Below are 13,277 nucleotides of genomic sequence, written 5' to 3'. Positions count from 1 at the left end.
TTAGCAATTGATTTAAGATTAATGAATTTATTCACAAGTGCAAATGTCTGTTTAGAAGCGAAAACGCATGAATTTCTCGGTAGAAATCACATGCGTTTTTTGCATAATATGTTATTAAATAACAATGCTGGTCCGCACCAATTGCGAAACAAGACACCTTGTCAAAGGAATTCTTTTACATCGAACCTACAATTCGAAATCAACACCTATACTATCTAGTCTGCCTACTTCTTTGATGTAAGCAGCAACAGCTTGATGCTCTGGATCAGCTACGTACGCATCTAAAGCACCTTGGTCTTCAAAACGGACCATTAATATAACTTGGTATTCTTTATTTCTTTCTGCAATGTTTAATCCTGCTTGAAGATCAACAATACCCGTTAGATGATTTTTAAGTGCTTTAAAACGGTTGACGACTTCTTGTAATTGTTCAGTTGTTGTTGTGTCAGAAAATTTCACAAGTACTGTACGTTGAATCATGTTAGCCCCTCATTTCTCATTATTTTATGTACCAACGTTAATAATATATAAGAAATTCTATGAAATCAATGGAATTGTTACTGTGCCATTTCTATTTATATAATTAGACAATTTACCCTATCACTTTAAGACGTATTTCGAAAATTAAAGTAATATACTCGACCAATTCTAAAAAATACTTTACTATTAAACTTGTAATACATATGAAAATAAGGAGTGGTACCTATGTCAAAGCTTTTCGAACCTTTTACATATAAAGGGATGGAATTAAAAAATAGAGTCGTTATGCCACCAATGTGTCAATATTCTGCTTTAAATAAGGATGGTATTCCTACTGATTGGCATTTTGTACATTACACAAGCCGAGCGATTGCCGGAACTGGATTTATTATTATTGAAATGACGAATGTTGAACCGCGTGGTCGGATTTCTGATCAATGTTTAGGCATCTGGAGTGATGAGCACATCCCTGCTTTTAAACGAATTATCGATGAATGTCATAAATATGGAACAAAGGTTGGTATTCAAATAGGTCATGCTGGACGTAAAGCACAAGACGCTCCAGACCCCGTTTCTTGTTCGCCGATCCTGTTTAATGATCAGTTTAAAACACCTCACGAATTAACAACTGAAGAAGCTGAAGAAATGGTAGTAATGTTCCGTGACGGTGTTGAACGTGCAGTAAAGGCTGGCGTTGATACGATTGAACTTCATGGAGCTCACGGCTACCTTATCCACCAATTTGCCTCTGAATATACGAATAAGAGAACCGACAAATATGGTGAAGATAAATTTTTATTTGGTGAAGAAGTCATTCAAGCAGCTAAAAGTGTCATGCCAGCTAACATGCCGTTATTGATGCGCATCTCTGCTGTTGAATATGTAGATGGTGGATATGATTTAGATTACAGCTCTGAAATGGCTAAACGGTTCCAACGCGCAGGTGTAGACATCTTCCATATTACTTCTGGTGGTGAAGGACCTATAGGTTCTACAGGTAGACCAGGTGCTCACCCAGGTTATCAGGTGCCAATGGCTACAAGAATCAAACAAGAAACAGGTGTTCCTGTCATTGCTGTAGGCAGACTGGATGACCCACTTCTTGGTGAAGCGGTACTTGGAAATGAGCAAGCAGATCTTATTGCGGTAGGACGTGGCATGCTTAAAAACCCTTACTGGACGAACGATGCGGCTCTTCTTTTAGAGAAAAAACCGCTTACTCCAGTGCAGTATGAAAGAGCTTATTAATTCATATTTTGCTACTTGTATGCAGATTTAGTTAGAAGAATAGCCACAGCATCCTTATGCAGTGGCTATTTTTGTGTTGTTATACATTTCCTTTACCATACTCAGATACTTTAAGGAATATTATAAAATATATCTTTCCAAACGACTGAACAACATGACTATTATTAATCCATTGTAACGTCACTTTTATAAATATATTCTTCTAAAAATGGAACGCCCATCCTGAAAAACCTTGGGTCGTATATGCCTAGCTTCTCTTCATCATCGACCACTACGACGAAAGGAGACCATTGGTAAAGAGTTTTTGCCCTAGGATTTTCATTAAAGAGAATATCTAATTTGGTTTCATCTTCTGATGTCAAATGATCGATCACCTCAAGACCACTCCAAACGGTCCCTTGCAGGATTTCAACTTCTTGTCCGTTTTTCCCAGCAATTTTAAAATGACCTGGAATAAATCGAGCCGTCAATGCTTGTTGTTCGTAATCATTTACTGTTGATTGATAGAGTATATACCCTTGAACCGATTGGATGATGACATGTGCGATAATAAAGACCCAGACTAATTTAAAAACTTTATGGGGTGTTGCCTTCTTAATTTTAACTACGATAAATCCACCGAACATAATGAGCCAGATAACAACATCTACAATAGGGAGTATTCCGAAGCCTAGTCTCACGTTGGAGAAGGGTTCCATGTAGCCTGTTCCCCATGCATTTAAAATATCACTCGTATTATGAATAAAAACGGCGAGAGCCGAAATATAAAAAATTCGCCGATCTTTCGTTTTCCAAACGAGGAAACAAATAAACCATATGAGTAACGCCCAAACAGGCACTAAAAAGATTGAATGTGTAATCCCCCTGTGCCACATTTGGTACATTCCTTCGGTATCCCATAATTGAGAAACGACATCGATGTCAGGAATCACACTGCCAACCACCGCAGCGAAAAAAACGGATTTTTTCACTGGTATTGGCATCTCTTCTTTATTTGTCGCGCCATATATCGTTAATCCAAACAATGCATGTGTTACGGAGTCCATAAACATTCTCCTATTACGATCTATTTCATTTACTTTATCCCGCATCAATTGGCAGTATTACACTCACTACAAGATTTCGAGGAATTTGACATCTTAAATTATATGATTCAAGATCGTCAATGATTTTATGTACAAAAAAAGGGCTCTAGTATAGAGCCCTTTAATCATTATGCTTTGTTAACGTTAGTAGCTTGAAGACCACGTTGACCTTGCTCTGTGTCAAAAGTTACTTTTTGGCCTTCATCTAAAGATTTAAACCCTTCGCCTTGGATAGCTGAGAAATGTACGAATACATCTTCTCCACCTTCGATTTCGATGAACCCGAATCCTTTTTCTGCGTTAAACCATTTTACTGTACCTTGTTGCATGTTTGTTTCCTCCTGTGTGGCATTAACCACATTTTAATACTATAGTTGCTCAATTATCAAAGGCGAAAAGTTTAACACTATTCTTTCCTTACTCACCGAACAAAAATAATTCTTCCTTAGAATAACAGAAAAAAACTGGAAAAGCAATTAATTCTTTTAAAACTATTTTAAATAGGCTTGCTTCGTAAACTTTGTTTCTAATTCATTTTCAAAATACACATCAGAAAAATGTAAAAACATTCAATTGAAAAACAATTAACATATCTAAAGGAAAGGATAGTATTCTGTTCAGTTCTAATTTAATATTAAAGATGGTTGTTCTCTTCTTTTTTACAGTTAATTATATTGTAGAGTTTCACACTAACCATTAGGAGCTTTACTACTTGTACTTATGGAGGAAATAATGAAGTTAAAAGCGATTTTTATTTTATTTTTGTTTATTGTTACTAACGCTCTTTTTTTAACCTACACTACATATAGCCAAGAAAAGTCTCAGTCTTCTATTATCCGAATGGATCAAGGTTGGGAATATCAATGGGTAAATTCCGTTCAAAGTGATACAGGAATTCCACAGATGGGATGGCAGCCAACAGAAAATGTAAAGGAACTTGTTGAACCTCGAAGGGACAGCGAGATCCTCTACTTACGAAACACTATTCCAGATGGTAACTGGAACGATCCAGCCGTATTTATCTCATTTATGTATGGTACATTTGAAATATACCAAGGAGATCACCTTCTCTATCAGTATGGAAAAATTCCAGAAGCTGAAACTGTCACTTATAAAGGATATAATCGTCGACACTTCATAGAACTGGATCCATCGATTGAGTCTAATCAATTAACGATCAGATCGTATTCGAATGGAAACATGATTGGAGTTTCAGGAGCTGTATCTGTTGGATCTTACTCTGACTATTTAACAAAAATGGTTCAAGATGATTTCGATAAAATTGTTATGGGTTCTATACAATTGCTTATTGCGTTAGTTGCCTTTATCTTTTTTTTAATTAAACGATTTAATGGGCTATATTTTGCTTTTGCTATTGGAACGTTATGCTCTGCTTTATATTCATTTAGCATTACAGGATCTAAGCAACTGATTATAGACGTTCCGTTTTTGTGGATTTATATTTTTCAAATTGCTGTCTTTTTCCGGACCGCATTTGACCTACTAATAATTGATAAACTATTTGGACCAGGTTATAAAAAGTTTGTCCGACGCTTGTGGCAAGTTCATCTCGTCTTAGCGGTTGGTGCCTTTATTTTATCGATCGTCAACCCTGACTTTTTTACAATGACAAAAGGAATATTTGAAAAGCTATCTGGCTTTGAAGTCCTTATTATGTTTATCATCGTTATCCGCATCTTTATGAAAAATATCGAAGCTAAACTTTATGCGATTGGTTTCCTCTTTATGGCTGGCTTTATGGTCCGTGATCTTCTCGTGTTCACGGGTGTAATCTATTTAAATGAGTTTTACTTGCTTGGACATATTGGTCAATTTTTTATGGTGCTAGCGGTCGGTATCATCCTCATTAAAAAGCAGCACGACAGTAACCAAAGGAAATTCTGATTTCGGTTGGAATTAACTTAGAAAAAAGAGTCAGTGCAGATCATCTCCACACTGACTCGTAACTAACCAACTGCTTTCTTACTTAAAGTAGTTCAAATTGATTTTTTACTTCGAAATACTTTCCTAACTCTTCAGCAAGATAACGAAAGGGCGTTGTCTCTACTTGTTTATATTCCTTTTGTGTATATAAGTGAGTAGCATTTGGCAATTCCCTTTTTAACTGTTTTCGTAATTTTTCACCAGGCTCATCCGCATCAACTAAAATATAAACATCCATGTCTTCCATAGGTAAAATCAACGTTTCCAGCTTTTCAGTACTTAATGTTCCGTACGTGCAAATAATTTCTACAGGCTCTGCCAAAATTTGTTTTACACGTTTTCGATCATTTTTTCCTTCTACGATTAAAACTTTGTCTTCCATGTGGATCACTCCATTACTCTTGGTCAGTGTGGTTGATTTTGTATTTAAATTGGATTTATTTATAAAGCTATAGCATAGTGTAAATTCAGTGCTTACTTTTTTCCTCTCATGATTCCTTAATTGTAGCAAATAATAGGTAAAAACAATAACGATATTAAAATACTACCCTGCACGGAGTGATGACATATGATTCTTCGGTTTGGATACGTATCAACTGCTCTTTCTTTATGGGAAGCCTCTCCTTCGCGTACATTGACTTTTACGAATTGGAAAAAGCTTGATCATGAAGAACGAATGAACAAACTTTACTCAGCAACAGAAAGAAATTTAATCAATACTATTCGTGCGATTTATTTTAATTTAGCTCATGGAATACATGTATATCGCATGTCATCATCACTGGTACCACTAGCGACACACCCTGAAGCAAAATGGGATTATATTACCCCCTTTGCCCATCTTTTTAAGGAGATCGGCGAACTTGTTAAGAAATATTCACTACGTTTAAGTTTTCACCCTAGTCAATATACGCTGTTCACAAGTGAAAAAGAACATATCACCCAAAATGCAATCATCGACATGATGTATCATTATCAAATGCTCGAGGCCATGGGACTAGAAAAAGAAGCAAATATCAACATTCATGTTGGTGGTGCTTACGGAAATAAATCCGATGCCATTAATAGGTTTCATCATAATTTTAAACAACTGGACCGTTCAATCCAAAAAAGAACCACTCTAGAAAATGATGATAAAACGTATACAGCACTAGAAACCTTGCAAGTTTGTGAACAACATTCATTACCGTTTGTGTTCGATTATCATCATCATTGGGCAAATCCAGGTGAAGAATCTATAGAAGAACTGTTACCCAAAATATATGCCACATGGAAACAATGGAAAATCCCTCCTAAATTTCATCTTTCGTCACCGAAGTCAGAGAAGGAATTTAGAGCACATGCTGATAATGTTGACATAGAATTTGCCCTTCCTTTCATTAAATCCCTTCAATCATATGGTAAAGATGCAGATATTATGATTGAAGCGAAAGCAAAAGATAAAGCCGCATTAACTTTCGTTGAACAATTATCCTCTTTACGTGGATTTAAACGAGTGGATGGTGGAACGATAAAAATATAACATGAACAACTCATAGCCTAGTCGAAATTAATGTAGTGAAGTTGTTCGATCATAAAGAATTTTTCATAAAAGCATTACATAGAGATTGAAGGTAAATCAAATTAAGTATTAAAGGATGTCTTTTGCATGGAAATGCTCTAGACATCCTTAATTATGCTACAATTACCTATATATTGAAAATATGGCAACCTATTTAATATCTAAAAGGAGGCCTGCAATGAATAACATTGTGGTCAACGATATTACTCTTTATTATGAACGCTTAGGCACAGGGGAGCCTCTTGTGCTCATTCATGGATTAGGTGAGAAAAAAGAAAGTTGGAAATATCAGCATGAGTTGGCGAATTATTATGATTTAATTATTCCAGATTTAAGAGGATTTGGAAAATCAACACTTTCAGGCAATGAGGATGTATCGATTCGTAGTTTTGCAGAGGATATTCTAGCTCTTTTAGACAAGCTCAATATTAAAAAAGCGCATATTTGTGGATTGTCGATGGGTGGAATTATAGCACAAGAAATGTATCAATTAAATTCTTCTAAAGTACACTCTCTAATTCTTGCAAATTCCCTCTATTATGTTCCAAAGTGGTTCGGCAATTTAATATATAAAAGCAAGGAAAATAAGATACAACAACTTTCGATTGAAGAACATACAATGAAAATGACGAAAAATTGTCTTCATTCTAAGGACCAAGACCTCATTAAAAAAGTATTACCTGGTTGGTCTGAAAATAGAAATTGCTTAATGGCTGCTTGGAAAGCGTGTTTAAATATCGATTATCGAACGCTGTTACCGACCATCACCGTACCTACACTTATTATTTCATGTCAAAAAGATAAAGTGTGCCGCCCGTTTAACCAGAAAAAGATGCATAAATTAATTCCTCATTCAAAGCTAGTCAAAATAAAAAAAGCAGGTCATCTTGGGAAAATAGAAAAATCTGAAGAATTTAACGGTGCGATATTGGACTTTTTGGAGAATTCATTGGATCAAGATCAATCCGCATCTACAAAATATGTTATGTAATCGAATTAGGAGGGCCAAGACAAGATCTTCATGACTCTTATTCTTGTCTCTCTTGATTAATGATGTTTTTCTAGACTTAACGGGGTAGCCTTTAATGGTGATTATGTTTGAAAAAATGGTAAGAGATGAACCAAAGATTTGCTCTTTGGTTCCCCTCTGTCTAACTTGTTTTTTTAGTCAGCTAACAACATCTTTGAAATAACAAGTCGTTGTACTTCTTGAGTTCCTTCGTAAATTTGTGTGATTTTTGCATCACGCATAAATCGCTCAACAGGATATTCTTTCGTAAAACCGTATCCACCGAAGACTTGTACCGCTTCAATTGCTACATCCATCGCTGTATCTCCAGCCATTAATTTTGAAAGAGCAGATTCGAAACCGTATGAAAGTCCTTCAGTCTCTCTCCATGCAGCTTGATACGTTAGTAAACGAGAAGCTTCTACTTTTGTAGCCATATCCGCTAATTTAAAAGCAATACCTTGTTGTGCACCGATAGACTTACCAAATTGCTTACGCTCTTTTGCATAATTAACCGAAGCATCTAATGCACCTTGAGCAATACCGACCGCTTGTGCTGCAATTCCATTTCGACCACCGTCTAATGTCATCATCGCAATTTTGAAGCCTTCCCCTTCTTGACCGAGCATGTTTTCTTTTGGTACTCGGACATCTTCAAAAATAATTTCTGTTGTAGGAGATGAACGGATCCCAAGTTTCTTTTCTTTCTTTCCAACCGAGAAGCCTGGCATATCACTTTCCACGATAAATGCAGTAGTACCTTTATGCTTTTTCTCAGGGTCTGTTAATGCGAATACGATATAAATTTCAGCTTCTCCACCGTTTGTAATAAAGATTTTCGATCCATTCAGAATGTAGTCATCTCCATCACGTTTTGCAGTTGTTTTCATAGCTGCAGCATCAGAACCAGAACTAGGCTCAGTTAAACCGTAAGCACCAATTTTTTTACCTTCTGCCATTGGACGGAGATATTTTTGCTTTTGTTCTTCTGTTCCAAATTTATACACAGGCCACCCTGCTAAAGATGTGTGTGCAGACAACGTTGTTCCCATCGCTGCATCTACTCTCGATAACTCTTCTACAGCAATACAATAACTGAGGTAGTCTGCGCCGATTCCGCCATATTCTTCTGGCCAAGGAATCCCTGTTAATCCAAGCCCTGCCATCTTATCAAATAGTTCGCGATCAAAACGTTCTTCTTCATCACGTTCATGAGCTGTAGGTCCTACTTCATTTTCCGCAAAGTCACGAACCATTTTTCTTATCATTTGTTGTTCATCAGTTAATTGAAAGTTCATTTTCTCATCTCTCCTCATTTTTTACTTTTGGTCTATTTAAAGATTATCTCTATTTGCGATTTGGACCGTAGCCAAGCGGCTACTTAGCACTTCACGATAAACATGAAGTGGTCCAAAAAGCAAAATTGAACAAATTTTAATCTGTAAATCAATGAAACTTTACTCATCATCTAGAAAATATTGATGATAGTTGGGATTGAGTTTTGCTCTTTTTGTCATTAGTGCATTAAAAATAAAGTCAATGTACACATCTGCTATATTGTCTATTAAAATACTTCGGTTTTTTTCATACCATTGATACGTCCAGTTCACCATTCCAAATATTGCCATTCCATTTAATAAAAGTGGAGTGTTCGAACGTATGTCACCAGCCTGTATACCTTCCTCTATAATAGAAAAAATATATTGTTGATACTCATCTCTTTTTTGCTTAATTTTTTCATAATACTCTGGAGCAAGATAATGGTTTTCGCGGTACATAATAGTAACCTCGAGGTTATAAACATCAAAGACCCTTATGAAAGCACGAATCATACTTTCTAACTTTTCAATAGCGCTTTCGCGTTCCTTTGCAACAGCCTTTCCAGTTTCCATAACGTATGTAAGAATAAAATCATTAAGTTGATATAGGAGTTCATCTTTAGAATGAAAATGGTGGTAAAATCCACCATTTGATATCCCAGCTTCCTTTGCAATCATGCGTACAGAAACTTCATGAAACCCCTTCTCTTTAAATAGTGATAAAGCTGCATCTATAATTTTCTTTTTCGTTTGTTCTGACACGTGCTCTTCCTCCAATCAGTACCCTATCATATTATGAAGTTCTGAAGTTCTAGTTTGGCTGTAAGGTCACTAATACGAGCGGTCACTCTAAAAAACGATTAATGATTCTCTATTTCTAATTTCCATTTTTTTAATTTTAATACTACTTCATGGAAGTAATCGTTGAATGGATACGATGCAGCAACTTGTCCTAGTTCTTCTTCGTTTAAATTTTTTAATTCATTCTCTAGTTTATTAAGTTCGGAAATTGAGCCATCTAAGAGTTGAAGTACTCTATCCATACCTTTATTCACCTCAATTATTTATTCCAGCTAGAAATCAATTTTCCGACCGATTGATCGGTCGGTTATATTCTAATTTTAGGAATATTCTTTGGGTTTGTCAACCGAATATCTTAATTTTTCAAATTAATTTTCAATTTAGCATGTAATAACCTATAGCTTATATGAAATAAGAGTTTAGACAATATAAAACAAGAAAAGCCAAGCAAATGCTTGGCTTCGATACAATAAATAGTAAAACAATTTTTTAGGAAAGAAAATTTACTTTGTTTGAGCTTGCTCGACATTCCTGAGGTTCCTTCGCAAGATTTTACCTGTTGTATTTTTTGGTAACTCCGCTAGGAATTCGATGTATTGAGGTCGCTTATATTTTACTAACTTATCTTCTAAATATATTTTTAAGTCATTTTCTATTAGTGATGGATTTTTTGAAACTACAAACGCTTTAACAGCTTCACCGTAACTTTCATCAGGTACACCAATAACAGCGGCTTCAATAATTTCTGGGTGATCGTAAAGAACTTCTTCTACTTCTCGTGGATACACATTATATCCACCGACAAGAATCATATCTTTTTTACGGTCAACAATAAATACGTACCCATCCTGATCCATCGTCGCCATATCTCCAGTGTACAACCATCCATCCTTAATCGTACGACTCGTTTCTTCTGGCATACCAAGGTATCCTTTCATGACATTGGGTCCTTTTACAATCAATTCCCCAACCTCACCAGTAGGTACTTCATTTCCATCAATATCAACCACTTTATTTTCAACATTAGGAAGATTTACTCCAATTGAACCAGGTTTACGTTCTCCGTTGATTGGATTAAATGTAGTAACGGGTGCTGCTTCACTTAAACCATAACCCTCTTGAATATCAATTCCCGTATGCTCTTTAAATTTATGTAGCAATGCAACAGGTAAAGAGGCACCACCAGAAATACTAATTCTTAGTGAACTAAATTGTTCTTTCGTTGTAGGAATTTGAAGTAAGAAATTATACATCGTCGGTACTCCAGCAAAAATCGTCGCTTGCTGCTTACTGATGGTTTCAACTACATCTTGTGGGCTAAATTTTGGTATTAATAACATAGTTGCACCAGATAAAATCGATGCATTGAAGCAAACCGTCATACAGAACACATGAAAAATAGGTAAAACGGTTACAACTCGGTCTTCTTTTGTCATTTCAAACAAATCACGACAAGCTTCTGCATTAGAAAGGAGATTTTTATGTGTTAACATAACTCCTTTTGGATTGCCAGTTGTTCCAGATGTATATAAAATAACAGCTAAATCTTCTTCTTCGATGGATGGACCAGCAAATGTTTGTACATTATGATTAACGAAAGACTCAAATGCAAGTTCACTTTCTATTGCTTTCGTATAGACGATAAAACTAATCGTTGGTAACTTAAGTTTTACTTCTGTTAATGTTGTATGTAAACTAGCATCTGCTATAACACCCTTTGCTTTACTGTTTGAGAGAATATACTCAATTTCTCGAGAGGTAAATGTCGGATTAACAGGAACGACTGTAGCTCCTGAACAAAGAGCTCCGTAATAAGCAATGATAAATTCAGGTGTGTTACCAAGTAATAACGCAACTGAATCTCCTTTTTTTATGCCTTGTTGAGACAAGCTATGAGCAAACTGGTTTACCTTTTGATGTAACTCACGAAAAGTTGTACTTTCATTTAAAAAAACATAAGCCTCTTTTTCTGGATAAAGTTTAAACGAGTTTGAAAGATTAGTATAAAGATTCATAAGACCTCTCCCTTTTGATTAATTAAAATTAAAAACTAACTACCTTTTCTTTGTTGTTACTTGGTAGCGTTTTCAATCAATATTAATACTGACCGTACGATCGGTCGGTTCTCTTAATTTTAATTGGTTCATGTAGGATATGTCAATGAAAATTCAGACTTATAGGAATTTATAAATTTTCTTCTCCATCAATTGTTTTGCTTGAATTGTTCTTCCCCCGAACTGCCCTTTCATTTCTGATTTGAAAAATATAATTTCAGTTTGTTTCACACCAGAAATTTAAAATAAAAAAGAGCTGGTTCAAATTTGTCACGGAATGTGACCTTTTGAATCAGCCTCTATTCATTAAGGAAGTTATCATACACGTATAAAGGTTCCCAGCGCTCTAAGAAGTAGGGAAAGCGAAACTTTATCACCTCTTTTGAAATTAAATGATCCCTTGAATTCTTAGGATAATTTCAGCAATGAGCGCTGACCCAAGAAACGTACCAACAAATACACAAATAGCTACTACGATACTTCTCCAACCAAGTTGAACAAAATCTGACCATGAACGGCCAATCGCAATACCAGCGTAAGCTAAAATTGGTGTTGTTAACGCTAAGAGATTGACTTCGTTTGTCCATGTTACAATTTGGGTAGATCCAGGCATCCATGGCATCGATACGAGAATACCAATAATTGCAATATAAGCAACGCTTGGAATTTTAAAAGGTAATAACTTATGAATGATTAAACCAGCTAAACATATAGCAAGCAAGACTAGCATCCCAGGAATGGCTTGAATAGGCAGAACATCATAACCAATCCAATTACCTAATGTCGCTACAACACCAAAAATAAGCAATAATAATACCCATTCTTGAATATTCTTTAACATGATTTATGCCCCCATTCCTGTATTTTTGTTCTTATTTCTCCGCTTCGTTAACATACTATATAATTTTTCAGTTAATGGTAAGCCAATAAAAATACTCATATATAGTCCAGTAGAAAGAGATAATAGATTACTAGCTCCAGCAAAAGCGACAATATCTGTTTCAAGATTTGGAAAGGCTGCAACGAGCGATCCACTTGCGGCGGCCATCATACTGCCACTCCCGATGCCTGAAGCCATTGCAAATGACAAAGGATGAAGAGGTGTTAATGTTGCTAAAAATCCAGATATGACTCCCATAAATACTGCACCAAATACAGTCCCAAAAATATATATAGCCATTACACCGCGACCTTCTGGAGAATTAAAACCAAATTTGTCCATAATCAAACCGACATTCGGTTCACGTGCAATGGAGTGTGTCATTCCAATACTTTCTCTTTTTAACCCAAGAAATACGGCAACAGGCAAAGCAATAAAAATCGTTGCTAGATTTCCAAACTCTTGCAGGAGCAAAGCTGGACCTGCTGCAATAATTTGTGGTAAAGCTGGGCCGATAATCACGCCAATTTTTGCGATTAATAAAGTGACACCAAGAACAATAAGCGGTTCAGCATTTTTGGATTGTTTTTCTTTAATTAAAGGTGTGAAATATAAAGCAATCCCGATCAATATTGCATATAGCATCGGTAATAGTAAAATTACACCAGGTCCTAATGAAAAGGAATGAGTACCTATTCGTTCTGTTACTAACACAATTACAAACACGATTGCATGGAGACGCCAATCTTTCAATATATTACTATGTTGTTCTGACATCTTAATCACTCCTTTTTCAATTTAACTGTTTACTAACAAAATGACTGAGTTTTGCCGAAAAGCTCTCTATTCTCATTTTCAAGAACTTTTATCCCGTATCAACTGGCAGTAATACCCCC

Annotated in this window: 14 protein-coding genes; 4 read left to right on the top strand and 10 right to left on the bottom strand. The window is 35.7% G+C overall.

Annotated features, from left to right (window positions below):
* Nucleotides 1–186: 186 nt before the first annotated feature.
* A complete protein-coding gene (locus BK574_RS05635) occupies nucleotides 187–480 on the bottom strand; it encodes a Dabb family protein (RefSeq protein WP_078427866.1) in 294 nt (97 codons plus the stop codon).
* A gap of 225 nt (nucleotides 481–705) precedes the next feature.
* Here BK574_RS05635 and BK574_RS05630 point away from each other — a divergent pair, with 225 nt between their 5' ends.
* On the top strand, nucleotides 706–1,728 hold the full coding sequence (locus BK574_RS05630) for an NADH:flavin oxidoreductase/NADH oxidase (RefSeq protein WP_078427865.1): 1,023 nt from the start codon (nucleotides 706–708) through the stop codon (nucleotides 1,726–1,728).
* Nucleotides 1,729–1,892: 164 nt separating this feature from the next.
* On the opposite strand, the gene BK574_RS05625 is transcribed toward BK574_RS05630, so the two are convergent.
* Both BK574_RS05625 and BK574_RS05620 read right to left on the bottom strand, forming a co-directional pair.
* Nucleotides 1,893–2,774 (bottom strand): metal-dependent hydrolase, encoded by an 882-nt coding sequence (locus BK574_RS05625; RefSeq protein WP_078427864.1) that lies wholly within the window; start codon nucleotides 2,772–2,774, stop codon nucleotides 1,893–1,895.
* Nucleotides 2,775–2,941: 167 nt separating this feature from the next.
* Nucleotides 2,942–3,142, bottom strand: coding sequence for a cold-shock protein (locus tag BK574_RS05620; protein ID WP_064094055.1), 201 nt, complete (start codon nucleotides 3,140–3,142; stop codon nucleotides 2,942–2,944).
* Nucleotides 3,143–3,545: 403 nt separating this feature from the next.
* Here BK574_RS05620 and BK574_RS05615 point away from each other — a divergent pair, with 403 nt between their 5' ends.
* Nucleotides 3,546–4,718 carry a 7TM diverse intracellular signaling domain-containing protein gene (locus tag BK574_RS05615; RefSeq protein WP_078427863.1) on the top strand — a complete coding sequence of 391 codons (1,173 nt, stop codon included), beginning with the start codon at nucleotides 3,546–3,548 and terminating at the stop codon, nucleotides 4,716–4,718.
* Nucleotides 4,719–4,800: 82 nt separating this feature from the next.
* Here the strand turns inward: BK574_RS05615 and BK574_RS05610 are convergent, their stop codons facing one another.
* Nucleotides 4,801–5,139, bottom strand: coding sequence for a toprim domain-containing protein (locus BK574_RS05610; protein WP_078427862.1), 339 nt, complete (start codon nucleotides 5,137–5,139; stop codon nucleotides 4,801–4,803).
* Nucleotides 5,140–5,325: 186 nt separating this feature from the next.
* Here BK574_RS05610 and uvsE point away from each other — a divergent pair, with 186 nt between their 5' ends.
* Nucleotides 5,326–6,279 carry a UV DNA damage repair endonuclease UvsE gene (uvsE, locus tag BK574_RS05605; RefSeq protein ID WP_078427861.1) on the top strand — a complete coding sequence of 318 codons (954 nt, stop codon included), beginning with the start codon at nucleotides 5,326–5,328 and terminating at the stop codon, nucleotides 6,277–6,279.
* A 217-nt stretch (nucleotides 6,280–6,496) separates the two neighbouring features.
* Nucleotides 6,497–7,309 carry an alpha/beta fold hydrolase gene (locus tag BK574_RS05600; protein WP_158211547.1) on the top strand — a complete coding sequence of 271 codons (813 nt, stop codon included), beginning with the start codon at nucleotides 6,497–6,499 and terminating at the stop codon, nucleotides 7,307–7,309.
* Between the two features lie 173 nt (nucleotides 7,310–7,482).
* On the opposite strand, the gene BK574_RS05595 is transcribed toward BK574_RS05600, so the two are convergent.
* The 6 genes from BK574_RS05595 to BK574_RS05570 form a co-directional block, all read right to left on the bottom strand.
* Nucleotides 7,483–8,625: an acyl-CoA dehydrogenase gene (locus BK574_RS05595; RefSeq protein WP_078427859.1), complete on the bottom strand. Its 1,143-nt coding sequence runs from the start codon at nucleotides 8,623–8,625 to the stop codon at nucleotides 7,483–7,485.
* Nucleotides 8,626–8,784: 159 nt separating this feature from the next.
* On the bottom strand, nucleotides 8,785–9,408 hold the full coding sequence (locus tag BK574_RS05590; RefSeq protein ID WP_158211546.1) for a TetR/AcrR family transcriptional regulator: 624 nt from the start codon (nucleotides 9,406–9,408) through the stop codon (nucleotides 8,785–8,787).
* Nucleotides 9,409–9,506: 98 nt separating this feature from the next.
* Nucleotides 9,507–9,689 (bottom strand): hypothetical protein, encoded by a 183-nt coding sequence (locus tag BK574_RS05585; protein ID WP_078427857.1) that lies wholly within the window; start codon nucleotides 9,687–9,689, stop codon nucleotides 9,507–9,509.
* A 261-nt stretch (nucleotides 9,690–9,950) separates the two neighbouring features.
* Entirely contained in the window at nucleotides 9,951–11,462 is a 1,512-nt protein-coding gene (locus BK574_RS05580; protein ID WP_078427856.1) for a long-chain-fatty-acid--CoA ligase, read from the bottom strand.
* A 427-nt stretch (nucleotides 11,463–11,889) separates the two neighbouring features.
* Nucleotides 11,890–12,342, bottom strand: coding sequence for a hypothetical protein (locus BK574_RS05575; RefSeq protein WP_078427855.1), 453 nt, complete (start codon nucleotides 12,340–12,342; stop codon nucleotides 11,890–11,892).
* A gap of 3 nt (nucleotides 12,343–12,345) precedes the next feature.
* Nucleotides 12,346–13,158 (bottom strand): DUF3100 domain-containing protein, encoded by an 813-nt coding sequence (locus BK574_RS05570; protein WP_075387785.1) that lies wholly within the window; start codon nucleotides 13,156–13,158, stop codon nucleotides 12,346–12,348.
* Between the last annotated feature and the right edge of the window lie 119 nt (nucleotides 13,159–13,277).

It is taken from the genome of Alkalihalobacterium alkalinitrilicum (genome assembly GCF_002019605.1).
GTDB lineage: Bacteria > Bacillota > Bacilli > Bacillales > Bacillaceae_F > Alkalihalobacterium > Alkalihalobacterium alkalinitrilicum.
This window is presented reverse-complemented; position numbering and strand designations above follow the sequence as displayed.

Bases quoted from the DNA above. Each gene is read 5' to 3' on its own strand.
- BK574_RS05635 (WP_078427866.1), bottom strand. From the start codon at position 480: ATGATTCAACGTACAGTACTTGTGAAATTTTCTGACACAACAACAACT.
- BK574_RS05630 (WP_078427865.1), top strand. From the start codon at position 706: ATGTCAAAGCTTTTCGAACCTTTTACATATAAAGGGATGGAATTAAAA.
- BK574_RS05625 (WP_078427864.1), bottom strand. From the start codon at position 2,774: ATGGACTCCGTAACACATGCATTGTTTGGATTAACGATATATGGCGCG.
- BK574_RS05620 (WP_064094055.1), bottom strand. From the start codon at position 3,142: ATGCAACAAGGTACAGTAAAATGGTTTAACGCAGAAAAAGGATTCGGG.
- BK574_RS05615 (WP_078427863.1), top strand. From the start codon at position 3,546: ATGAAGTTAAAAGCGATTTTTATTTTATTTTTGTTTATTGTTACTAAC.
- BK574_RS05610 (WP_078427862.1), bottom strand. From the start codon at position 5,139: ATGGAAGACAAAGTTTTAATCGTAGAAGGAAAAAATGATCGAAAACGT.
- uvsE (WP_078427861.1), top strand. From the start codon at position 5,326: ATGATTCTTCGGTTTGGATACGTATCAACTGCTCTTTCTTTATGGGAA.
- BK574_RS05600 (WP_158211547.1), top strand. From the start codon at position 6,497: ATGAATAACATTGTGGTCAACGATATTACTCTTTATTATGAACGCTTA.
- BK574_RS05595 (WP_078427859.1), bottom strand. From the start codon at position 8,625: ATGAACTTTCAATTAACTGATGAACAACAAATGATAAGAAAAATGGTT.
- BK574_RS05585 (WP_078427857.1), bottom strand. From the start codon at position 9,689: ATGGATAGAGTACTTCAACTCTTAGATGGCTCAATTTCCGAACTTAAT.
- BK574_RS05580 (WP_078427856.1), bottom strand. From the start codon at position 11,462: ATGAATCTTTATACTAATCTTTCAAACTCGTTTAAACTTTATCCAGAA.
- BK574_RS05575 (WP_078427855.1), bottom strand. From the start codon at position 12,342: ATGTTAAAGAATATTCAAGAATGGGTATTATTATTGCTTATTTTTGGT.
- BK574_RS05570 (WP_075387785.1), bottom strand. From the start codon at position 13,158: ATGTCAGAACAACATAGTAATATATTGAAAGATTGGCGTCTCCATGCA.